Genomic DNA, 22,039 nt, shown 5'->3' with positions numbered 1-22,039 from the left:
GGGCCGGAGACGGCCCAGGGCGGCGGCGATGACCGGGCGGACATGCGGATGACAGGGCAGACATCCAGGGGCGCGGCGCTCCTGCCGTGCGCGGTCTGGGCGGTGACCCGGGCGGCGCTGCTGCTCTGGGTGTGCGGGGTGTTCACCCTGGGCGGCCTCGATGTCACGGTGGACGTGTCGGTGATCTACCGGGGCTGGTACGAGACGCTGCTGACGGGCACGTACCCGCTGGACGACGTCACCTGGCAGTACCCGCCCGGCGCCGCCCTCGCGATCCTCTCCCCCGCCCTGCTGCCCTTCTGGGAGTACGCGAGCGCCTTCTACGCCCTCGTCCTGCTCTGCGACGCGCTGGTGTTCGGGCTGCTGCTGTACGCGGGCCGGCGGCCGGGGATGAGGGCGGCGGGTGCGTGGGTGTGGGTCGTGGGGGTGCCGCTGCTGGGGCCGACCGTGTACGCCCGTTACGACCTGATGGTGACGGCGGTCGCGGTGGCGGCGCTGCTGGCGGGGGTGCGCCATCCGAAGGCGCTGGGGGCGCTGGCCGCGTTCGGGGCGCTGCTGAAGGTGTGGCCGGCGCTGGTGCTGATCGGGGTCCGGCGGGGGCGGCCGACCCGGGCGGCCTGGTCGGCGGCGGCGCTGACGGCGGCCGGTCTCGGTGTGGGGTTCGCGCTGTGGATGCCGGGGGGGTACGCGTTCCTCGCCTTCCAGCGGGACCGGGGCCTGGAGATCGAGTCGCTGGGGGCGCTGTACTTCCACCTCGCGCGGCACACCGGCTGGGAGGGGCGGGTGGAGCTGCACTACGGCTCCATGGAGTTCCTCGGCCCGCACGTGGGGCTGGTCTCGACGCTGGTGCTGGGGCTGGCCGTGGTGGCACTGGGCTGGCTGCTGGTGTGGCGGCTGCGGGCCCGGACGTTCGCCGCCCACACCCCGGCGCAGGCCGCGTTCACGGCGGTGCTGCTGTTCACCACGACGAGCCGGGTGATCAGCCCGCAGTACGTGGTGTGGCTGGTCGGTCTCGCGGCGGTCTGCCTGGCGTTCCGGGGCGGCGGGATGGTGCGGCCCGCCGTGCTGGTGCTGGCCGCGGCCGGGGTGACGGTGCTGGAGTTCCCGGTGTACTTCGCCGAGGTGGTGGCGAGCGACGCGTGGGGCGTGGCGCTCCTCTTCGTACGGAACGGGCTCCTGGTGGCGGCCTCGCTGATCGCCGCGCGGCGGCTGTGGCGGGAGACGGTGCCGGGGGCGGCGGCCGGTCTGTCTCCTGTCGGCGCGGATCAGCCGAGCCGGGTGCTCAGGTAGTCGCGCCAGTCGGCGGTGAACTGCTCCGGCGTCGTGGAGAGGACCGACCCCATCGCCTGCTCCACCGCCCCGTCCCGCCCGGGATGGGCGCCCACCGCCGCGTAGAAGGCGGTGAGCTTCTCCTGGCCCCACCGCTCCGCGATCAGCTCGCAGGCCATCCAGGCGCTCTCGTAGGCCCGGGCGAGCTCGGCGGGGTCGCCGTCGAAGCCGAAGTCCTTGTCGTCGGGGAGTCCGGCGGGTACGTCACCGGCCCGGACCGCGCCCGTCAGCTCCGGGGCGACCAGGTCGGGGGTGCGGTCCTCGCCCCGGTAGGCGGCCCAGTCGGCGAAGCCCTCGGAGAGCCAGACGGGGGTGGCCGTGGAGGTGCTGGTCCGGGTGGCGACATGGGTCGTCTCATGGGTCAGGACGACGCGCTGGCCGAAACTGCCGAGTGAGGCGTACGCCTGCGGGTTGACGATCACCCGGTCCGCGAGGGCGGGCCGCTCGCCGGTGGTGCCCGCCTCACCGGTGGTGACGGCGGCGATGCCCCGGTAGCTGGTCTCCGGGGAGCCCAGCAGCCCCGCCATGGACTCCACCGAGTCCGGGACGTGGACGACCACCCGGCGCGCCCACGGCTGCGGCCAGGCGTCGGACACGGCCGGGACGGCGAGGTCCACGGTGTCCGCGATCTGGCGCAGCTCCTCCTCGGGCCGCCCGACGCCCAGGACGAGGCTGTGGGCGCCCTGTATCACCTCCACCTCCCCCTGGTGCCAGAGCTGGTCGGAGGCGCCCTTGGCGGGCCGGTCGGCGCTGACGTACCACCGCTCGCCGTCCCGCATCAGCTCCAGGGTGCGGCGGGCGGCGACGGGCGCGGTGTCGTACCCGTCGATCCGGTAGCGCAGCTCCACCTCGGCGGTGGCCCAGTCGCCGTCCTCCTCGGTGATGCCCTTCACCTCGTACGACCAGGACTTCAGGGGTACGTCGGCGAGGTTGGCCAGTTCCGTGCGCTGGGCGGCCCGCAGCTTCGCGGCGTCGGGGGCGAGCGCGTCGAGGTAGCCCGCCGGGTCCCGGGCGAGGACGGCGGCGGCGCGGCGCTCCAGGGTGGCGTCGATCTCCCGGACGGTGAGGGAGGTGTCGGCGTCGGCGGGGGCCGAGCAGGCGGAGGCGGTCAGCAGGACGGCGAGCACGAGGCCCGCCGCACACCGAGGGAGCCGAGGGCGTCCCCCTCGCGCATCACGTCCTCGTACGGCCACCCTGCCGATCGTACGGTCCGTTCCGGGCGGGCGGCCGGCACGGCGGCCGGATCCGGGCGGTGATCAGATCCGGGTCACCGAGGAGACGGGCATCATGCCGACGGGGTCGTAGCGGATCGCGGCGCCCGGGTAGGGGGCGTGGATGACCTGGCCGTTGCCCACGTACATCCCGATGTGGCTGGCGTCGGCGCGGTAGGCGACCAGGTCGCCGGGCTGGGCCTGGGAGAGCGGCACCATGCGGCCCGCGTACCGCTGGGCCTGCGAGGTGCGGGGCAGGCTCACCCCGGCCTGGGCGTAGGCCCACTGCATGAGGCCGGAACAGTCGAAGCCGGAGGGCCCGTTGGCGCCCCACACGTAGGGCTTGCCGAGCGCCTGGCGGGCGGCCGCGACGGCGGACATCGCCCGGGCCGAGCCGGGGGCGACGCCGGAGAGGTCGGGGGCGCCGTCGCGGCCGGAGCGGGAGACCCGGTCGAAGGAGGCGCGGTCCTCGGCGGGCAGTGAGGCCAGCAGTTGCCGGGCCTGGCGGAGCTTGGCCTCGACGGCCCGTTTGTGGCGGGTGACGGCGGCCCGGTTGTGCTCCAGCTCGGTGAGGGCGCGGGAGGCCTCGGCGCGTCTCTGGGCGACGCCGCGCTGGGCGTGGCGGAGCTTGTCCAGGGTGAGCGCCTGGCGCGCGCCGGCCCGGTCGAGGGCGGCGGCCCGCTCCAGGTAGGTGTCCGGGTCGGAGGAGAGCAGCAGGGCGAGCGCGGGGTCGATGCCACCGGTGCGGTACTGGGCGCCCGCCATCGCGCCGAGCGAGTTGCGCATCCGGTTGATGGACTCCTGGCCGCGGGCGGCCGCGTCCTGGGCCCGGTCCGCCTCGCCGCGCAGCCGGTCCACCCGCTCCCCGGCCTCGTTGTAGCGCTCGGTGGCCTGCTCGGCCTCACCGTAGAGCCGGTCGACGGCCGCCTTGGCGCTCTCGCGGGTGTCCTTCGGGTCGGCGCTCGCGGGGGCCCCGGTCAGGGTCGCGGCCGCGGTGGCGGCGGCCGCCGAGACGACCGTGACGCGGACGCCCCGATGGAGGCCGGACTGGGTGGGACGGCGATGGGACACCACAGGAAGCCGCACTTCCTTCCGCTGACGCAGTTGACGCAGGAACGCGCGGGTCCGTACGGGGAGCCGCGCAGCAGCCAGACAGTAATCGGACGACTACCGGGCGTCCAAAGACCTCGCCGGTGGCGGAAGGGGCGTCGAAACGGCGCTGCCCCGCCGGTGACCTCGGTCTCCGGGCGGGGCAGGGCGTCAGCGCGAGCTGGGGCGATTCCCTCGTTCGGGCGTCGCTCCGGGCGGGCGTGGCGTCAGATGCGGACGCCGAACTGGAAGGTGCCCATGTAGTCCATCGACTCGTAGCGGACGACGGTGCCCGGCTTCGGGGCGTGCAGGATCTGGTTGTTGCCGGCGTAGAAGCCGACGTGCGACAGGCCGTTGAAGAAGACCAGGTCGCCCGGGCGGAGCTGGCTGCGGCCGATCTTCGTGCCGTCGTTCTGCTGGGTGTACGTGGTCCGGGAGATGCCGACACCGGCCTGGGCGAAGGCCCACTGGGTCAGCCCGGAGCAGTCGTACGAGTTGGGGCCCGAGCCGCCGGAGACGTAGGGCTTGCCGAGCTGGGTGGCGGCGGCGCTGAGGGCGGCGGCTCCGCGGCCCGAGGCGGGGGCCTCGTTGCCGAGGTCGACCCGCTCGCTGGTGGCGCGGCTGGCGCGGTCCTTCGCGGCCTCCTCCTCCTGGATCTTCGCGCGCTCGGCAGCGGTCAGGCTGTTGAGGAGGCGCTGCGCGTCGGCCAGCTTGCCCTGGTACTTCTTCTTGTTCTCGCCGAGCGCCTTGCGGACGTCGGCGAGGTCGCCGAGCTTGTCCTGGGCTTCCTTGCGCTGCTGGGCGAGGGTGCGCTGCTTGGCCTGGATCTTCTGCAGCGACTCCGTCTGCTTGACCGTCAGCTGGTCGAGCGCGGAGGCCTGGTCGAGGAAGCTGTCCGGGTCCGAGGCGAGGAAGAGGGCGACCGAGGGGTCGATACCGCCGGAGCGGTACTGCGCGGTGGCGATCGAACCCAGCTCGCCGCGCAGGGTGTTGAGCTCGTCCTGGCCGCGGGCGACCTTGTCCTGCAGCGCGTCGACCTGCTTCTTGAGCTTGTCCTGCTGCTCCTTGGCGCCGTTGTACTTCTCGGTGGCGGCCTCGGCCTCGTGGTAGAGCTTGTCGACCTTCGCCTTGACTTCGTTCTTGGTCGGCTTGGGGTCGGCGTGGGCGGCCTGGGAGGTCAGGGCAACGGCCGCGGCGGCGGTCGCGGTGAGCACGGTCACGCGGGTGCGGCTCGGCTGCTTGGGACGACGGTGGGACGCCACGAAGGCGAGCTCCTTCTTCCTCAGAGCCGCCTACCGGGCTGTGGGGAAGAATCCCCGGCTCCGTACACTCACGGACTCGGCGGTTCCTTCGCCGTCACCCCCGATGGGTGATCAACCGTGCGAAGGTTCGAGGCCTGACCCTAGTGACCCTCTTGTGATCAGTTCAAATCCTCACAGGATTTTTCTTGTCACATCAGGCACTTCTTTACTCTCACTCCACCACGTGTAGTGGCGACTTGACGGTACGTTCCCAAAAATCCGGCATGGCACACATGTCGCACAACTGTGCCTAGACGCGCGAAAGGCGCTTCAGGAGCAAGACGGACGCGACAGGCCGGGCGCCGGCCTTGGCCACCCCGTCCGCCACCTCGCGGTCGGTGGAGACGACCACGACAGGTCTCCCCGGCGGTTCCGCGCGGGCCAGTTGACGGATCAGCTCGTCCGCCGTGACCCCCGCCTTGCTGAACAGGACCCGCACCCCGCGCGGCGGCGCGAGCAGCACCGGGGCGGCCAGTTCGGCACCGTCGAAGACACAGGTCATCTCGGCGCCGGTCTGCGCGGCGAGCACCGAGAGGCCGCCCAGCAGCCGCAACCGCTGCTTCTCCAGCGGCATCTGGGGATAGCCGGTCTTGGTGACGTTGTAGCCGTCCACGATGAGATGCGCCTGCGGGAGCGCCAGCAATTGGTCGAGGAGCGCCGGATCGGTGTCCGAAAGCGCCCTGGCGGCGATGTCCTTGGGCGACATCCGGCCCGGCTCCACCGCGTCCACGCTGTCGGCCGGGCGGGAGGTCACCGGGGGCAGGGCCAGCTCGCGCCGGAGCCCCGAGGCCGCGTCCAGGACCGTGTCGAGCAGCAGCCGCAGCCGCATGTCCTCCATCGAGCGCCCCTCACGGGAGGCTCTGCGGCCCGCCTCCACGGACGCCTCGGCCTCGCCGAGCCGGTGCTTGAGCCGGCGCGACTCGCTCTCGGCGGCGGAGAGCTGGGCGGCCGCCTCGGCGCGCTGGGCCTCCGCCTCGGCGGTGGAGCGGCGCAGGGCGGCCTCGCCGCGCTTCACCTCGCTCTGCGCGGAGCGGAGCTTGCGGTGGAGCGACTCGGACTCCTTGCGGGCCGCGTCCAGCTCGGCGCGGAGCCGCTCGGTCTCGCTGCGGGTGTGGGCGCGCGCCCGCTCCAGCTCCTCGCGCAGCTGGACCAGTTCGCGCCGGGTCTCCTCGTCCACCCGCTCCGCGTCGGCGCGCTGGACCTCCTCGCCGGCCGCCTCGACCAGCTTGACCCAGCCCACCGGGCGCAGCACATAGGCGGCGGCGGCCACGTCGACGGGGTCGGCGGCCGCGGGCGGCGACCCCGCCTCCAGCGCACCGGCCAGCTCCGGCTGGGCCTGGCTCAGCCGCTCACCGATGCGCTGCCGGAACAGCGGGTCGCCCTCCAGCGCGGCGGCCATCGCGTTCCCGGCGAACTTGGCCCGCCGGGTCGGGGTGAACCGGGCATACTGCCGCAACTGGGCGGGCAGTTCGGCGACGGTCAGGCCACCGAAGGCGTCCGCGACCAGGGCGATGACCCGCCGCCGTACGCCTTCGGGCAGCGGGCGGTCGAGCGCCTCTGCACCACCGTCGGCCGCATCGGCCGGTTCGGCGCCGCTGGTCGGCTGATCCACCGTCCGTCACCCCATAGATATGTCTGTCGGTGCGCTCCCTCAGGAAGCGGCACCCGGCCTGTCCACCAGTTCGATCTGGTCCACCGCGTTGCACCAACGGCAGCGGACCGACTCGATGGTCTCACTGACCACCTCCCGCTCCTCGACACTGGACTCACCGGCCAGGTCGAGGTGCACGTACTCCACGACCTTGGAGGACCGCGTCACGTCGAAGCGCGTGAGATTGCCGCACAGGGTGCAGCGCCAGCGGGTCGAGTCCGTCGGCAGGGGAACCGTCGTCATCGTCTGCGTCCTCTTTCGTCGTCTCCAGGAGCCCGCGCCGGGCGTGCCGCCGCGACTCCACCTGTCTACGTCAAGGATCTCGCGGTGCGCCGTCGAACTGCGGAAGTCCTGGCGTAACCCTACGGCCTCGCGTATAGGCATCGGCACGGCGAGGCGCTCCGTCCCGTTCTCCCTCGGTACGCCATGCTCTGTACATGATCGACCTAGGGCGGTTCGACTGGCGGGCCTCGGCCGGGAGGGTCCGGGACAGCGCGGCGGGCGGGACGGTGGGCGGGGCGCCGGTGACGTACGGGCTGATCGCCCTGTGCTGCGCGATCTTCCTGATCAGCCCGCTCTCCGGGTTCGGCGGCGCCTCCTACAGCAGCCAGGACGCACTGCTCGCCGCGCAGGCCGGGTACTTCGAGCGGTGGGGCGTGATCCCGGCCGAGCTGTGGGAGGGCTCGGCGCGCGCCCTGCTCACCCCGTTCACCGCGCTGTTCGTGCACGGCAGCTGGCTGCACCTGCTGGGCAACCTGCTCTTCCTGTACGTGTTCGGGGCGATGGCCGAGGAACGCATGGGCCGGGTGCCGTTCGCCCTCTTCTACGTGGGGTGCGGCTACCTGGCGCTGGTCTGTTACGCGGCGGTGCACGCGGACTCGGAACAGACGCTGGTCGGCGCGTCGGGCGCGATCTCGGCGGTGCTCGGCGCGTTCCTGTACCTGTTTCCCAAGGCCCGGGTGACCAGCCTGTTCCCGTTCCTCTTCTTCCTGCCGCTGCGGTTTCCCGCCTGGATCGTGCTGGTCTTCTGGTTCGGGCTCCAGTGGGCGGCCGCTCAGGCGGCGGACGCCGGGCCGGGGGTGGCGTATCTGGCGCATGTGGCGGGGTTCGCGGCCGGGTTCCTGTACGCCTGGGTGCGGTATCGGGGTGGGGCTAAGGTGAAGGTTCCAGCCACGGCGACCGAGGGAGACAGACAGCCGTGATCACCGCGATCGTGCTCATCAAGACCAGCGTGGACCGGATTCCGGAGATCGCCGAGGCCATCGCCGCGCTGGACAGTGTCAGCGAGGTCTTCTCCGTCACCGGCACCTACGACCTGATCGCCATGGTCCGGGTCGCCCGCCACGACGACCTCGCCGATGTCATCCCCGGCCGGATCAGCAAGATCCCGGGCGTCGAGGGCACCGACACCCATGTGGCGTTCCGTACGTACTCCCAGCACGACCTGGAAGCGGCGTTCGCCATCGGCCTGGACGCGTAACCTCCGACGCACTTCGGCCGGGTACAGGCGCGCTGCCTGTTCCCGGCCGACATGCTTTACCAGCCTCAGACCTGGGCGGCCTCGCCCCGGTCCGGGACGCAACGGCCGTCCTCGGTGCGGTACTTCCACTGGGCGCCCTCGCGGACCAGCTCGGTGACCGCGCGCAGGAAGCGGTCGATGTGCTCGTCGGGCGTACCGGCGCCGAAGCTGACCCGGATCGCGTTGAGGGACCGCTCGCCCGGCTCGGCCTCGGGGGCGCCGCACTCGCCCGGGTCCTGCGGGTCGCTGCCGAGGAGGGTGCGCACCAGCGGGTGGGCGCAGAAGAGGCCGTCGCGGACGCCGATGCCGTACTCCGCGGAGAGGGCGGCGGCGAAGTGCGAGCTGTTCCAGCCGCGCACCACGAAGGAGATGACGCCGACCCGGGGCGCGTCGTCGCCGAAGAGCGAGAGCACCTGGACCTCGGGGACCTCGGCGAGCCCTTCGCGTACCCGGCCCACCAGCTCCTGCTCCCGGGCCACCAGGGAGTCGAACCCCGCCTCGGTGAGGGCCTTGCAGGCGGAGGCGATGGAGTAGACGCCGATGACGTTGGGCGAACCGGCCTCGTGGCGGGCGGCCGTGGTGTGCCAGTCGACGTCCACGCCGCCGTCGGCGCGCCGGGCGACCTTGCGGGAGGCGCCGCCGCCGGCGAGGTACGGCTCGGCCGCCTGGAGCCAGTCGGCGCGGCCCGCGAGGACGCCCGAGCCGAAGGGCGCGTACAGCTTGTGGCCGGAGAACGCGACCCAGTCGACGTCCAGTTCGGCGATGTCCACGGGGTGGTGCGGGGCGAGCTGCGCGGCGTCGAGGACGATTCGGGCGCCGTGCGCGTGGGCGGCGGCGGCCAGTTCCCTCACCGGCCACAGCTCACCGGTCACGTTGGAGGCGCCGGTGACGCAGACCAGGGCGGGGCCGTAGGGGTCGCGGTCGGCCAGCGCGCGCTCCAGGGTCTCCACCGCCTGGCCGGGGGTGCGGGGCGCGTTGAGGTAGGTGACCTGGGCGTCGCGCCAGGGCAGCAGGGAGGCGTGGTGCTCGGTCTCGTACACGAAGACCTGGCAGTCGGCGGGGATCGCGGCGGCCAGCAGGTTGAGGGAGTCGGTCGTCGAGCGGGTGAAGACGACCTGGTCCTCCGCGCGGCAGCCGAGGAACTCCGCGACCGTGCGGCGGCTGTTCTCGAAGAGGTCGGTGGAGAGCTGCGAGAGGTATCCGGCCCCGCGGTGGACGCTGCCGTAGTACGGGGCGTACGCGGCGACGTCGTCCCAGACCCGCTGGAGGGCCGGGGCGCTGGCGGCGTAGTCGAGTGCGGCGTAGGTGACTTCACCGCCGGTGACGAGCGGAACGGTGACATCCTGCCCCAGAACGGGCAGCGGGGCACAAACCGACGGGTCGATGGCAGCGGTGGAGACAGACATGGCGAACTCCCGTAAAAGGCAGGCGAAATCCGGCGCCGGCGGGTACGCGGCAGCGCGGGAGGGGGAAGGAAAAATGGTGCGCTGAAGGAGGGCGATGAAGCCCTAGCGCATTCGCTTGCTCACAAGAGGCTCCCTAGGGACCAGGACCCCGGGGGCTGGCGTCCACTGGACGCCGAGGGGCCCGCGCTTGCCGCAGACCTCGCTGCCTACGGCCTGGTCTTCACCCGGGGCACCCCGCCACGGACGGAGGGTTGCCGGACAGCGGGCCGGGGCCGTAGTCGCTGTCACTCATGACCTGCGCAGCATCTTGCCATATGTATGCGCACGCGCAAGGGCGCAGTCCGGCATCCGGACTGCGCCCTGCGTCACACTCTGCGTCGCTCAGGCGTTACTGGCCGCCACCCACCGCTCCAGCGCGCGCTTGGCGGCCCCGGAGTCGACGGCCTCGGCGGCCACCTGGATCTTCGCCGCGATCTGCTCGGTCAGCGTGCCGGGCCCCGGGTCGAGCGCGACCAGCGCCGCCGCCGAGTTGAGCAGCACCGCCTCCCGTACCGCGCCGCCCTCGCCGTCCAGGAGGCGGCGGGCCACATCGGCGTTGTACGAGGCGTCGGCGCCGCGCAGCGCCTCGACGGGGACCAGCGGGAGGCCGACGTCGCGCGGGTCGAAGGGCTCCTCGCGGACCGCGCCGTCGCGGACCACCCAGACCCGGGAGGTGGCCGTGGTGGTCAGCTCGTCGAGGCCGTCGTCGCCGCGGAAGACGAGCGCCGAGTTGCCCCGCTCCGCCAGGACGCCCGCGACGATGGGCGCCATCCTTGCGTCGGCCACCCCGATGGCCTGGGAGCGCACCTGAGCCGGGTTGGTGAGGGGGCCCAGGATGTTGAACGTGGTCTGCGCGCCGAGCTCCCGGCGGGCCTTGGCCGCGTACCGCAGGGCGGGGTGGAACTTCACGGCGAAGCAGAAGGTGATGCCCGCCGCCTCGGCGACCTCGACCACCCGCTGCGGGGTCAGCTCCAGGTTGACGCCGAGCTTCTCCAGTACGTCGGAGGAGCCGCTCGCCGACGAGGCGGCCCGGTTGCCGTGCTTGACGACCTTGGCGCCGGTCCCGGCGATGACGATCGCGGACATGGTGGAGATGTTGACCGTCTTGGCGAGGTCGCCGCCGGTGCCGACGATGTCGACGGTGCGGCCGGGCACCTGGATGGTGTTGGCGTGCGCGTACATCGCGCGCACCAGACCGGTGACCTCCTCGACGGTCTCGCCCTTGGCCCGCAGCGCGACCGCGAAGCCGGCGATCTGCGCGTCGGTCGCCTCGCCGCTCATGATGCGGTCCATCGCCCAGGCGGTCGCCTCGGAGGAGAGGTTCTCGCCGCGCAGCAGGGGGTTCAGCAGGCCGGGCCAGGAACGGTCCGCCACGCTGTCGCCGCCGCTCGGGGTCACAACGTTCATGGTCCGCTCCAGGGGGTCCACAGCCGGGAAAGATACGGCTCCACCCTATCCAGCCACCGGGACCGCGAAGAGCCCCGTCCAGCGAATGGACGGGGCTCTCACGGTGGCGATCAGGTCAGGCGATCAGTGGTGGCCGTGGCCCTCGGTGATCTCCTTGTACTCCTCGGCGGTGGGCTTGGCGATCTGGTTGTTCTCGCCGTAGTAGCCCTTGCTGAGCTTGGCGCGCAGCTTCTGGACCGGGGAGATCTTGCGCTTGACGCCGTTCTCGTCGACCTCGGGGCCGAGTTCGACCGGCTTGTACTGCTCGTGCGCGGTGAGCGTGTGCAGCTGCCCCGGGGAGAGCGGCTCGTGGATCTCGACGAACTCACCGTGCGGCAGGCGCTTGATGATGCCGGTCTCGCGACCGTGCAGCACCTTGTCCCGGTCGCGGCGCTGGAGGCCCAGGCAGATCCGCTTCGTGACGATGAACGCGATGACCGGTCCGGCGAAGAAGAAGATCCGGACGAACCACGAGATGGCGTTCAGCGACAGATGGAAGTGCGTGGCCCACAGGTCGTTACCACCGCCGACGAGGCCGATGAAGTACGCCGTGATCCAGGCGACGCCCAGCGCCGTACGGGTCGGGGCGTTGCGCGGGCGGTCCAGGATGTGGTGCTCGCGCTTGTCCCCGGTGATCCAGGACTCGACGAACGGGTACACCGCGGGCAGCGAGAGCACCAGGCCGAAGAGGACCAGCGGGATGAACACGCCCAGGTTGAGCGTGTGGCCCCAGAAGACGATCTCCCAGCCCGGCATGACACGGACGAGACCCTCGGCGAAGCCCATGTACCAGTCGGGCTGGGCGCCGGTGGACACCTGGTCCGGGCGGTACGGGCCGAGCGCCCAGATCGGGTTGATCGTGGCGATGGCCGAGATGATCGCGATGATGCCGAAGACCAGGAAGAAGAACCCTCCGGCCTTCGCCATGTACACCGGCAGCAGCGGCATGCCCACGACGTTCTTGTTGGTCCGGCCGGGACCCGCGAACTGCGTGTGCTTGTGGTAGAAGACCAGGATCAGGTGGGCCACCAGCAGCCCGAGCATGATGCCCGGCAGCAGCAGGATGTGGATCGAGTAGAACCGGGCCACGAAGTCGTGGCCGGGGAACTCGCCGCCGAACAGGAACATCGAGATGTACGTACCGACGATCGGCACGGACAGGATCGCGCCCTGGGTGAAGCGGACACCCGTACCGGAGAGCAGGTCGTCCGGGAGGGAGTAGCCGGTGAAGCCGGTGAACATGCCCAGCACGAAGAGCAGGAAGCCGAAGACCCAGTTGACCTCGCGCGGCTTGCGGAAGGCACCGGTGAAGAAGACACGGCACATGTGCACGAACATGGCGGCCAGGAAGATCAGCGCGCCCCAGTGGTGGATCTGCCGCACGAGCAGACCACCGCGGACCTCGAAGCTGATCTTCAGCGTGGAGGCGTAGGCCTCCGACATGCGGATGCCCTGCATGGGCTCGTACGGACCGTGGTACACGATCTCGTTCATGCTCGGCTGGAAGAACAGCGTCAGATACACACCCGTGAGGATGATGATGATGAAGCTGTAGAGCGCGACCTCACCGAGCATGAAGGACCAGTGGTCCGGGAAGATCTTGCGCATGTTGGCCTTGGCCAGGCCGTAGATGCCCAGCCGGCCGTCCGCCCAGTCGGCGACCCGCTCGCCCGCGGGTGCCTTGCGCTGTCCCGCCTGGTCGGCGGGCGGGTTGGTTGTCGCAGTACTCATCCGCGCTCCCAGAAGGAAGGGCCGACGGGCTCGTCGAAGTCACCGAGCGCCTCGAGGTTGCCCTCGCTGTTCACGCCGATCCGCAGCTGCGGAAGCGCGTGGCCGGCCGGACCGAAGATGACGCGGGCGCCGTCGGAGAGGTCGAAGGTGGACTGGTGGCACGGGCAGAGCACATGGTGTGTCTGCTGCTCGTACAGGCTGATCGGGCAGCCGACGTGGGTGCAGATCTTGGAGAAGGCGACGATGCCCTCGTGGGCCCAGTCGCGCTGGCGCTTGTCCTTGATGTCGTCCGGCTCGATGCGGACGATCATCAGGGCGGCCTTGGCGATCTGCGACAGGAAGTCGTGCGCGTCGTCCTCCAGGCCCTCGGGCTTGGCGAAGGTCAGCGACCCCACGGCGACGTGCTCGGGACGCAGCGGCTGGCCCGTGTTCATGTTGACGAGCAGCTTGCCCTTGGCCCACATCGTGGTCCGGAGCTTCTTCTCCGGGAGCGGACCGAGGTCGCGCAGCAGCACCACACCGGAGAGCGGCACCAGGGCCAGCGCGCCGAACATCGTGGTGCGGATGAGCTTGCGACGGCCGATCGCCGACTCCTCGGCACCGGCCTTGAAGTCGGCCAGGACCTGCGCCTTGACCTCGGCCGGAGCCTCGATCGGGTGGCGTTCGGCCGCGACCTCGACATCGGACATCAGGGTGCGCGCCCAGTGGACGGCGCCCGCTCCGATGAAGAAGAGCGCGAAGCCGAGCGTCAGTCCCAGGGAGAAGTTGAGCGCGCTCACATGGCCGAAGGGCCAGATGAACACGATCTTGTCCACCGGGAAGATGACGTAGGAGGCGATGAAGCCCACCGTCGACAGCATCGAGAGGACGAACATGAACGCGACGGCCCGCTCCGAGCGGTTCGCGGCGCGTTCGTCGAGGTCCTGGATGCGCGGCTTGTGGGCCGGCAGCCCCGGGTCGGCGAACGGGTCGTCCGTACCCTCCACCGCGCCGTGCGCGGTCTCCTGCACTACGGGCAGGTTGTCTTCTGGAATCTGTTGGCTACTCATGACTTCTTGGCCTTAGCGGTGTGGGCCGCGACCCAAATGGCAACTGCGACGAGCGCACCGAGTCCGAAGATCCAGGCGAACAGGCCCTCGCTGACCGGGCCCAGACCGCCGAGGGAGAGGCCACCGGGGCTCGCCGACTCCGAACCGTTCACGGTCTGGATGTACGCGATGATGTCCTTCTTCTCCTGCTCCGGCATCGTCGTGTCGGGGAAGGAGGGCATGCTCTGCGGGCCGGTCTGCATGGCCTCGTAGATGTGCTTCGGGCTCACGCCTTCGAGGTCCGGGGCGTACTTGCCCTTGGTCAGGGCGCCGCCCTTACCCGTGAAGTTGTGGCACTGGGCGCAGTTGTTGCGGAACAGTTCGCCACCCTTGGCGACGTCCGCGCCGGCCGGGTCGACCTGCTTGTCGGTCGGCGTGATCGGACCGGCGCCGAGCGACGCGACGTACGCCGCGAGCTGGTCGATCTCCGCCTGGGTGTAGATGACCTTCTTCTTCGGTACCTGGGCGCCCGGCTGCTGCGCGGGCATACGGCCCGTACCGACCTGGAAGTCGACGGCGGCGGAGCCCACGCCCACGAGGGACGGCCCGTCGGTGGTGCCCTGACCGCCGGTTCCGTGGCAGCTGGCGCAGCCTACGGTGTAGAGCTTCTTGCCCTCGTCGATGGCGAGGGACTGGGCGGTTTCATCGGCCTGCGCCTTGCCCGCAGGCGCAAACGCGGCGTACAGCCCCCCGGTAGCCGCCAGCGCGAGGAGTAGTACGACGACCGCCGCCAGCGGATGGCGTCGTCGTGCGGAGAGCTTTTTCACGGATTACCCCGGTGTCAGGATCTTCTGCGTCGATGGTGGGCGGGTGCGAGCCCGGTTACTTGATCATGTAGATCGTTGCGAACAGGCCGATCCACACCACGTCCACGAAGTGCCAGTAGTAGGACACGACGATGGCCGCGGTGGCCTGGTCATGGGTGAACCTCTTGGCTGCGTACGTCCTGCCGAGGACCAGCAGGAAGGCGATGAGGCCGCCTGTCACGTGCAGACCGTGGAAGCCGGTGGTCAGGTAGAACACCGAGCCGTACGGGTCGGACGACAGGGAGAGCCCCGCCTCCTTGACCAGCTCCACGTACTCCAGGACCTGGCCGCCCACGAAGATCGAGCCCATCACGAACGTCACGATGAACCAGGTGCGGAGCTTCTTCACATCGCCCCGCTCGGCGGCGAACACGCCGAGCTGGCAGGTGAGTGAGGAAAGCACCAGGATCGTGGTGTTCGTGGCCGAGAACGGGAAGTTCAGATGCCCGGCCATCTCCTTCCAGTAATCGGGTCCCATCACCGATCGAAGGGTGAAGTACATCGCGAAGAGGGCCGCGAAGAACATCAGCTCGGACGCCAACCAGATGATGGTTCCGACGCTGGTGAGGTTCGGCCGATTGACCGACGGGTGCGCGTGCCCGGTTTCTACTGTCGTTGCTGTCGCCACGACCGACATTATGTCGGTCGCTTATCCCGCCCTCACTCCGGGGGGTGCCGTTCGGTGTGTCAGTCCCGTGTGTCCTGCCCGAACGGCCCATCGAATCGGTGTCCTTACCGGTGCTGACGGCCGGTCGACCGGAGTACGATCCGCGCATCGGTTCATGCCCCGAGAGCCCCGAAGACACAGATGTCACGGAGGAACAATGCAGGCGACCGCCACGGTCCTGGTCTACAGCGACGACGCCAACATCCGCGAGCAGGTGAAGCTGGCAGCCGGTCGCAGGCCCGCCGCCGACGTGCCACCGGTGAAGTTCCTGGAGTGCGCGACGCTTCCGGCCGTCCTGGAGGCGCTGGACGGCGGCGGGATCGACGTCTGCGTCCTGGACGGCGAGACGGCTCCCATCGGCGGCATGGGCGTCTGCCGTCAGATCAAGGACGAGATCTTCCACTGCCCCCCGGTCCTCCTGCTGATCGGCCGCCCGCAGGACGCCTGGCTGGCCACCTGGAGCCGGGCGGAGGCGGCTGTGACGCTGCCGGTGGATCCGGTGGAGTTCGCCGACGCGCTGGCGGCGCTGCTGCGCGCCCGGCTCGCCGTGGAGGCCTGAGAGGGCCCTGTGAGCCCATGAGGAGCGCCCCGCCGTGCGGGGCGCTCCTGCTGTGTCCGGTCAGACATGCGGGCGCAGGCGGGCGGCCTGGAGCGTCTGCGGGCTGTCCGGCACCCCCTCGTTGAGGGCGCTGCCCTTCTGCCACTTCGCCCAGGAGAGGTTCCACTCGCCGAACCCGTTGTCGAACGGGGTCATGGTCTCCCCGGCGCTGCCGACGACCTTGACGATGTCGCCCTGGCGCACGGTGTCGAAGAACCACTCGGCGTTGCTCATGCTCATGCCGGTGCAGCCGTGGCTGACGTTGGCGTTGCCCTGGGAGCCGACGGACCACGGCGCGGCGTGGACGTACTCGCCGCTCCAGGTCACCCGGGTGGCCCAGTAGACCGGCAGGTCGTACGACTCCGAGGAGCCGGCGGCGATGCCGATGGACTCCCCGCGCATCCGTACGAACTGCTCCTTGGCGAGGATCACCTTGACGCCGTTGCGGGTGGAGAAACCGGGCTTGCCGGTGGTGACCGGAATGGTGTTGATCACTTCTCCGTTGCGCAGGACCGTCATGGTGTGGGTCGAGGCGTCGGTGAGGGCCTCGATCCGGTCGCCGGTGGTGATCTTCAGGGGCTTGGCCTCGGCTCCGTAGAGCGCGTTGGTCACCTTGATGCCGCTGAGGTTGGAGCGGACCTCGATGGTGGCGTTGGCGGGCCAGAACTCCTGGGGCCGGTAGTGCAGCTTCTTGTCGTCGACCCAGTACCAGGAGCCGGTGGAGGCCGGGGTGGAGCGGACCTTCAGGGCGCGCTCCACGGTGGCCCTGGAAGCCTTGTCGGTGACCGGAGCGCTGAGTTCCGCCGTGATGGGCTGTCCGACGCCGTAGGTGCCCGCCTCCGGGCCGAAGGCGACCTTCAGCAGCTTCTTGGGCGAGGAGGTGTCGAAGGAGAGCGTACGGGTGCCGGGAGCGCCGTCCCCGTTCTCGGTGGAGACCCTGACGGTGTATCCGGTGCCGGCCGCCAGCGGGGCCGTGGAGCGCCACCTCCGGCCGTCGGCGGAGAGCTCGCCCGCCAGGTGGCGGCCGCCCGTGTCCACGGCGCTGACGTCGGTGATGCGGCCGTCGTCACCCTTGACGGTGACTTCCAGCGGCTTGTCGGGGTCGGCCTTCTCGTTCTTGGAGGGGCCGTTGAAGGAGACCTGGTCGCCCGCGTCGTACGGCTTCGTCGACAGCGGGTGTCCGTCGGGCTCGCCACAGGCGGTCGCACCCGCGCCAAGGGTCACGACCAGCAGAGTGCAGCTCACTACGGTGCGGATGCGCGGCGTGTGGTTCATGAACTCAACGTAAGAAGATTCATCCGATCCAGCGCGTTCAATGACTCCGAACGAGCGAGGGGCCCGTGTCGCTTCCTGCGACGCGGGCCCCTCGTGGGGTAGTGCGGTGTCACCCTCCGGAGGGTGTCACTGGGTGCGGTTCTCACCCCGGTAGTACTCGAAGACCCAGCCGAAGAGGCCGATCAGGAGCAGCGGAGCCGAGAAGTACATCAGCCACCAGCCGAAGACGACGCCCATGAAGGCGAAGGCGCCACCGACGGCCAGCGCGAGCGGCTGCCAGCTGTGCGGGGAGAAGAACCCCAGCTCGCCCGCCTCGTCGGCGACGTCCGCCTCCTTGTTGTCCTGGGCCATGGCGTCGACCCGGTTGGCCGTGAAGGCCAGGTAGAAGCCGATCATGACCGAGAGCCCGAAGGCCAGGAAGAGCGCCGTGGTGCCGACCGGCTCCTTCGACCACACGCCGTAGACGCCGGCCATGATGAGGATGAAGACGCTCAGCCAGATGAACATCTGTCCCTGGATCTTCACTTGCCTGCCTCCTTGCCGCCGGCGAGGGCCTTGTCCGACTCGGAGTGGTGCTCAAGCTGTTCGAGCGCCGCGATCTCCGGGTGGTGCAGGTCGAACGCCGGGGATTCGGAACGGATCCGCGGCAGGGTGATGAAGTTGTGCCGCGGGGGCGGGCAGGAGGTCGCCCACTCCAGCGAGCGGCCGTAACCCCAGGGGTCGTCGACCTCGATCTTCTTGCCGTACTTGGCGGTCTTCCAGACGTTGTAGAAGAACGGCAGCATCGACAGGCCGAGCACGAAGGACGCGATCGTGGAGATCGTGTTCAGCGCGGTGAAGCCGTCGGCGGCGAGGTAGTCCGCGTAGCGACGCGGCATTCCCTCGGCACCGAGCCAGTGCTGCACCAGGAAGGTGCCGTGGAAGCCGACGAACAGCGTCCAGAAGGTGATCTTCCCGAGCCGCTCGTCCAGCATCTTGCCGGTGAACTTCGGCCACCAGAAGTGGAATCCGGAGAACATCGCGAAGACCACGGTGCCGAAGATGACGTAGTGGAAGTGCGCGACGACGAAGTACGAGTCGGAGACGTGGAAGTCCATCGGGGGCGAGGCCAGGATGACGCCGGTCAGACCACCGAAGGTGAAGGTGATGAGGAAGCCGACGGCCCAGAGCATCGGTGTCTCGAAGGACAACGACCCCTTCCACATGGTGCCGATCCAGTTGAAGAACTTCACACCCGTTGGCACCGCGATGAGGAACGTCATGAAGGAGAAGAACGGCAACAGCACGCCGCCCGTCACATACATGTGGTGCGCCCACACCGTCACCGAAAGGCCGGCGATGGCAATCGTCGCGGCGATCAGACCGATGTAGCCGAACATCGGCTTGCGGCTGAATACCGGGATGACCTCGGAAATGATTCCGAAGAACGGCAGGGCGATGATGTACACCTCTGGGTGTCCGAAGAACCAGAAGAGGTGTTGCCACAGCAACGCGCCGCCATTGGCGGAGTCGAAGATATGCGCACCGAATTTGCGGTCCGCCTCCAGCGCGAAGAGCGCGGCGGCGAGAACCGGGAAGGCCAGCAGGACCAGGACACCGGTCAGCAGGACGTTCCAGGTGAAGATCGGCATGCGGAACATCGTCATGCCGGGGGCGCGCATGCAGATGATCGTGGTGATGAAGTTGACCGAGCCGAGGATCGTGCCGAAGCCGGAGAAGGCCAGACCCATGATCCACATGTCGGCGCCGATGCCCGGCGAGCGGACCGCGTCGTTCAGCGGCGCGTAGGCGAACCAGCCGAAGTCGGCGGCGCCCTGCGGCGTGAGGAAGCCGGCCACCGCGATGAGCGAGCCGAAGAGGTACAGCCAGTACGCGAACATGTTCAGCCGCGGGAACGCCACATCGGGCGCGCCGATCTGCAGCGGCATGATCCAGTTCGCGAACCCGGCGAACAGCGGCGTCGCGAACATCAGCAGCATGATCGTGCCGTGCATCGTGAACGCCTGGTTGAACTGCTCGTTCGACATGATCTGCGTGCCGGGACGAGCGAGCTCGGCGCGCATGAAGAGCGCCATGAGTCCGCCGATGATGAAGAAGGCGAACGAGGTGACCAGGTAGAGCGAGCCGATCGTCTTGTGGTCGGTGGTGGTCAGCCACTTGATGACGACGTTTCCGGGCTCCTTGCGGCGCACGGGCAGCTCGTCCTCGTACGAGTCGTCCGCCGGTGCCGCACCCTGAGGTTCGTTGAGGATGCTCACAGTTGCTTCTTCTCCGAATCCCTGGCCGGGTCGGTCTGCTCGATACCTGCCGGCATGTAGCCCGTCTGACCCTTCTCGGCCAGCTCCTTGAGGTGCTGCTGGTACCGCTCCGGGGAGACGACCTTGACGTTGAAGAGCATCCGGGAGTGGTCGACGCCGCACAGCTCGGCGCACTTGCCCATGAAGGTGCCCTCCCGGTTGGGAGTCACCTCGAAGACGTTGGTGTGGCCCGGGATGACGTCCTGCTTCATGAGGAACGGCACCACCCAGAAGGAGTGGATGACGTCACGCGAAGTGAGGACGAAGCGGACCTTCTCCCCCTTCGGCAGCCACAGGGTCGGGCCCGGGTTGCCGTTCTGGGGGTTGCGCGTCCCGGGGATGCCCGCGTCGTAGACGCCGGTGGCGTCCTTCGGGAAGTCATCCTGGAACTTCTTGGGGATGGCGTCGAGCTCCTTGGGGATCTCGTTGCCCGCCGGGGCGGGCTGGCCGTCCACCTTCTCGATGTAGTTGAAGCCCCAGCTCCACTGGTAGCCGACCACGTTGACGGTGTGGGCCGGCTTGTCGGAGAGCTCGAGGAGCTTCGACTCATCACGCGCGGTGAAGTAGAAGAGCACCGAGACGATGATGAGGGGGACCACTGTGTACAACGCCTCGATGGGCATGTTGTACCTGGTCTGCGGAGGTACCTCCACCTTGGTGCGGCTACGCCGGTGGAAGAAGACGCTCCAGAGGATCAGCCCCCAGACAAGGACACCCGTGACGAGCGCTGCCGCCCACGAGCCTTGCCAGAGGGAGAGGATCCGAGGGGCCTCTTCCGTCACCGGGGTGGGCATACCGAGGCGGGGAAAATCCTCCCAGTTGTATGAACAACCGGAGGCCGTCGCCAGGACCAGGCCCGCAGTCAGCACCTGCGGCAGCTTCCGCCGCATCGGGCGCCGCGACGAGCGGTCGGAGCCGTTGGGACTCACGTAGCGCCTTCCCGAGAGTCTCGCCCGCACGGTCGGCGCGCCCGTCTCTACTGGTCGGTCGCCGTCCCTGTCGCGGGCAGGGGTTTGGATGTTTATGCGGACCAAACCCTACTGGACGCTATTTGGGGTCGCGCGGGGAGGGTGCCCAACGCGCCGCCCGACTCCCCGAAGGGGTGGAATCCGGGCCTCCGGCAGCCATCTGACGCCCTCTCTCCCGGCCGGGGCGGACGGGCGGGCGGCGGGGCCGGGACCGGTGCGGGCTAGCGTGGCGGTGTGCCCTACTTCGACGCCGCCTCCGCCGCCCCCCTGCACCCCGTCGCACGCCGGGCGCTGCTTGCCGCGCTCGACGAGGGCTGGGCCGATCCCGCCCGCCTGTACCGGGAGGGGCGCCGCGCCCGGCTGCTGCTGGACGCCGCCCGGGAGGCCGCCGCGGAAGCCGTCGGCTGCCGTCCGGACGAGCTGGTCTTCACCTCTTCGGGGACGACCGCGGTGCACGCGGGAATTGCCGGAGCTCTTTCGGGGCGTCGGCGTGTCGGCCGCCATCTGGCCCTCTCCGCCGTCGAGCACTCCTCCGTACTCCATACGGCGGCGGCGCACGAGGCGGCGGGCGGCTCGTCCACCGAGGTGCCGGTGGGGCGGTCGGGGGCCGTGGACCCGGCGGCGTACGCCGGAGCGCTGCGCCCCGACACCGCGCTGGCCTGCCTCCAGTCGGCCAACCACGAGGTGGGGACCGAGCAGCCGGTGGCGGAGGTGGCCGCGCTCTGCGCCGAGGCGGGGGTGCCGCTGCTGGTGGACGCCGCCCAGTCGCTGGGGTGGGGGCCGGTGGCGGGTGGCTGGTCGCTGCTGACGGGGAGCGCGCACAAGTGGGGCGGGCCGGCCGGGGTGGGGCTGCTGGCGGTACGCAAGGGGGTGCGGTTCGCGCCGCAAGGCCCGGCCGGGGAGCGGGAGTCGGGCCGGGCGCCGGGGTTCGAGAACCTGCCGGCGATCGTGGCGGCGGCGGCCTCGCTCCGTGCGGTACGGGACGAGGCGGCGGGCGAGGCGGTGCGGCTGCGGGCGCTGGTGGACCGGATCCGGTCGGTGGTGGCCGAGCGGGTGGGCGATGTGGAGGTGGTGGGCGATCCGGAGCGGCGGCTGCCGCATCTGGTCACCTTCTCCTGTCTCTATGTCGACGGGGAGACCCTGCTGCACGAGCTGGACCGGCACGGTTTCTCCGTATCGTCCGGTTCGTCCTGCACCAGCAGCACGCTGGAGCCGAGCCATGTGCTCAAGGCGATGGGCGTGCTGTCGGAGGGGAACGTCCGGGTGTCGCTGCCGGTGGGCACGGCGGAGGCGGATGTGGACCGGTTCCTGGAGGTGCTGCCCGGGGTGGTCGCGGAGGTACGGGAGCGGCTCGGCGCGCCGGTCGCCTCGCCCCCGTCCTCCTCCCCCGTCGCCTCCCTGGTGGTGGACGCGCTCGGCCGGCGCTGCCCGATCCCGGTGATCGAGCTCGCAAAGGTGATCGGGGAGGTACCGGTGGGCGCCATGGTGACGGTGCTCGCCGACGACGAGGCGGCGCGGCTGGACATCCCCGCCTGGTGCGAGATGCGGGAGCAGGAGTACGTGGGCGAGGAGCCGGCGGACCGGGGTTCGGCCTATGTGGTCCGCCGGCTCTCCTGAG

General features: G+C 70.2%; 20 protein-coding genes and 1 riboswitch. Of the genes, 5 read left to right on the top strand and 15 right to left on the bottom strand.

What is annotated here, in order from left to right:
* The first annotated feature begins 48 nt into the window (after positions 1 to 48).
* Positions 49 to 1,290, top strand: coding sequence for a glycosyltransferase 87 family protein (locus R2B67_RS27855; protein ID WP_381075246.1), 1,242 nt, complete (start codon positions 49 to 51; stop codon positions 1,288 to 1,290).
* On the opposite strand, the gene R2B67_RS27850 is transcribed toward R2B67_RS27855, so the two are convergent.
* The 5 genes from R2B67_RS27850 to R2B67_RS27830 all read right to left on the bottom strand — a co-directional run bounded on the left by R2B67_RS27850 (position 1,266) and on the right by R2B67_RS27830 (position 6,824).
* Complete coding sequence (locus R2B67_RS27850; RefSeq protein WP_317821901.1) at positions 1,266 to 2,522, bottom strand: hypothetical protein; 1,257 nt, start codon at positions 2,520 to 2,522, stop codon at positions 1,266 to 1,268. The two genes, R2B67_RS27855 and R2B67_RS27850, sit on opposite strands and share 25 nt — an antisense overlap.
* Positions 2,523 to 2,585: 63 nt before the next feature.
* Positions 2,586 to 3,614, bottom strand: a complete 1,029-nt coding sequence (locus R2B67_RS27845; RefSeq protein WP_317821899.1) for a C40 family peptidase — start codon at positions 3,612 to 3,614, stop codon at positions 2,586 to 2,588.
* 242 nt (positions 3,615 to 3,856) lie between these two features.
* Positions 3,857 to 4,891, bottom strand: a complete 1,035-nt coding sequence (locus tag R2B67_RS27840; RefSeq protein ID WP_317821898.1) for a C40 family peptidase — start codon at positions 4,889 to 4,891, stop codon at positions 3,857 to 3,859.
* 289 nt (positions 4,892 to 5,180) lie between these two features.
* A complete protein-coding gene (locus R2B67_RS27835; RefSeq protein WP_317821896.1) occupies positions 5,181 to 6,542 on the bottom strand; it encodes an NYN domain-containing protein in 1,362 nt (453 codons plus the stop codon).
* Positions 6,543 to 6,581: 39 nt separating this feature from the next.
* Positions 6,582 to 6,824 carry a hypothetical protein gene (locus tag R2B67_RS27830; RefSeq protein WP_003969643.1) on the bottom strand — a complete coding sequence of 81 codons (243 nt, stop codon included), beginning with the start codon at positions 6,822 to 6,824 and terminating at the stop codon, positions 6,582 to 6,584.
* Between the two features lie 194 nt (positions 6,825 to 7,018).
* Here R2B67_RS27830 and R2B67_RS27825 point away from each other — a divergent pair, with 194 nt between their 5' ends.
* Both R2B67_RS27825 and R2B67_RS27820 read left to right on the top strand, forming a co-directional pair.
* On the top strand, positions 7,019 to 7,783 hold the full coding sequence (locus R2B67_RS27825; RefSeq protein ID WP_317821894.1) for a rhomboid family intramembrane serine protease: 765 nt from the start codon (positions 7,019 to 7,021) through the stop codon (positions 7,781 to 7,783).
* Positions 7,780 to 8,061 (top strand): Lrp/AsnC family transcriptional regulator, encoded by a 282-nt coding sequence (locus R2B67_RS27820; protein WP_003969641.1) that lies wholly within the window; start codon positions 7,780 to 7,782, stop codon positions 8,059 to 8,061. Before R2B67_RS27825 ends, R2B67_RS27820 begins: the two co-directional genes overlap by 4 nt.
* 65 nt (positions 8,062 to 8,126) lie before the next feature.
* On the opposite strand, the gene R2B67_RS27815 is transcribed toward R2B67_RS27820, so the two are convergent.
* The 6 genes from R2B67_RS27815 to ctaE form a co-directional block, all read right to left on the bottom strand.
* The gene (locus R2B67_RS27815) at positions 8,127 to 9,506 is read right to left on the bottom strand and encodes an aminotransferase class V-fold PLP-dependent enzyme (RefSeq protein WP_317821888.1); all 1,380 of its coding nucleotides are present in this window, start codon (positions 9,504 to 9,506) and stop codon (positions 8,127 to 8,129) included.
* Positions 9,507 to 9,684: 178 nt separating this feature from the next.
* Positions 9,685 to 9,802, bottom strand: a riboswitch (SAM riboswitch).
* 85 nt (positions 9,803 to 9,887) lie between these two features.
* Complete coding sequence (gene trpD / locus R2B67_RS27810; protein ID WP_317821887.1) at positions 9,888 to 10,952, bottom strand: anthranilate phosphoribosyltransferase; 1,065 nt, start codon at positions 10,950 to 10,952, stop codon at positions 9,888 to 9,890.
* Positions 10,953 to 11,075: 123 nt separating this feature from the next.
* A complete protein-coding gene (qcrB, locus tag R2B67_RS27805; protein WP_018511941.1) occupies positions 11,076 to 12,722 on the bottom strand; it encodes a cytochrome bc1 complex cytochrome b subunit in 1,647 nt (548 codons plus the stop codon).
* On the bottom strand, positions 12,719 to 13,771 hold the full coding sequence (gene qcrA / locus R2B67_RS27800) for a cytochrome bc1 complex Rieske iron-sulfur subunit (protein ID WP_237325430.1): 1,053 nt from the start codon (positions 13,769 to 13,771) through the stop codon (positions 12,719 to 12,721). The genes qcrB and qcrA overlap by 4 nt, the downstream gene beginning before the upstream one ends.
* Complete coding sequence (gene qcrC / locus R2B67_RS27795) at positions 13,768 to 14,577, bottom strand: cytochrome bc1 complex diheme cytochrome c subunit (RefSeq protein WP_018511939.1); 810 nt, start codon at positions 14,575 to 14,577, stop codon at positions 13,768 to 13,770. Before qcrC ends, qcrA begins: the two co-directional genes overlap by 4 nt.
* A gap of 55 nt (positions 14,578 to 14,632) precedes the next feature.
* Positions 14,633 to 15,253, bottom strand: coding sequence for an aa3-type cytochrome oxidase subunit III (ctaE, locus tag R2B67_RS27790; protein ID WP_026241469.1), 621 nt, complete (start codon positions 15,251 to 15,253; stop codon positions 14,633 to 14,635).
* A 187-nt stretch (positions 15,254 to 15,440) separates the two neighbouring features.
* Here ctaE and R2B67_RS27785 point away from each other — a divergent pair, with 187 nt between their 5' ends.
* Positions 15,441 to 15,842 carry a DNA-binding transcriptional response regulator gene (locus R2B67_RS27785; protein ID WP_018511937.1) on the top strand — a complete coding sequence of 134 codons (402 nt, stop codon included), beginning with the start codon at positions 15,441 to 15,443 and terminating at the stop codon, positions 15,840 to 15,842.
* 60 nt (positions 15,843 to 15,902) lie between these two features.
* On the opposite strand, the gene R2B67_RS27780 is transcribed toward R2B67_RS27785, so the two are convergent.
* From R2B67_RS27780 to ctaC, 4 genes are all read right to left on the bottom strand, one after another.
* The gene (locus R2B67_RS27780; RefSeq protein ID WP_018511936.1) at positions 15,903 to 17,156 is read right to left on the bottom strand and encodes a L,D-transpeptidase; all 1,254 of its coding nucleotides are present in this window, start codon (positions 17,154 to 17,156) and stop codon (positions 15,903 to 15,905) included.
* A 126-nt stretch (positions 17,157 to 17,282) separates the two neighbouring features.
* A complete protein-coding gene (locus R2B67_RS27775) occupies positions 17,283 to 17,681 on the bottom strand; it encodes a cytochrome c oxidase subunit 4 (RefSeq protein ID WP_018511935.1) in 399 nt (132 codons plus the stop codon).
* Positions 17,678 to 19,414 carry an aa3-type cytochrome oxidase subunit I gene (gene ctaD / locus R2B67_RS27770; protein WP_018511934.1) on the bottom strand — a complete coding sequence of 579 codons (1,737 nt, stop codon included), beginning with the start codon at positions 19,412 to 19,414 and terminating at the stop codon, positions 17,678 to 17,680. The genes R2B67_RS27775 and ctaD overlap by 4 nt, the downstream gene beginning before the upstream one ends.
* Positions 19,411 to 20,382, bottom strand: coding sequence for an aa3-type cytochrome oxidase subunit II (gene ctaC, locus R2B67_RS27765; RefSeq protein WP_026241468.1), 972 nt, complete (start codon positions 20,380 to 20,382; stop codon positions 19,411 to 19,413). Before ctaC ends, ctaD begins: the two co-directional genes overlap by 4 nt.
* A gap of 273 nt (positions 20,383 to 20,655) precedes the next feature.
* Here ctaC and R2B67_RS27760 point away from each other — a divergent pair, with 273 nt between their 5' ends.
* The gene (locus tag R2B67_RS27760; protein ID WP_317821882.1) at positions 20,656 to 22,038 is read left to right on the top strand and encodes a cysteine desulfurase/sulfurtransferase TusA family protein; all 1,383 of its coding nucleotides are present in this window, start codon (positions 20,656 to 20,658) and stop codon (positions 22,036 to 22,038) included.
* Position 22,039 lies beyond the last annotated feature (1 nt).

Source organism: Streptomyces cyaneofuscatus, assembly GCF_033109485.1.
Classification (GTDB): domain Bacteria; phylum Actinomycetota; class Actinomycetes; order Streptomycetales; family Streptomycetaceae; genus Streptomyces; species Streptomyces cyaneofuscatus.
Note: the sequence above shows the minus strand (reverse complement) of the source record. Positions and strands in the feature narration are given on the sequence as shown.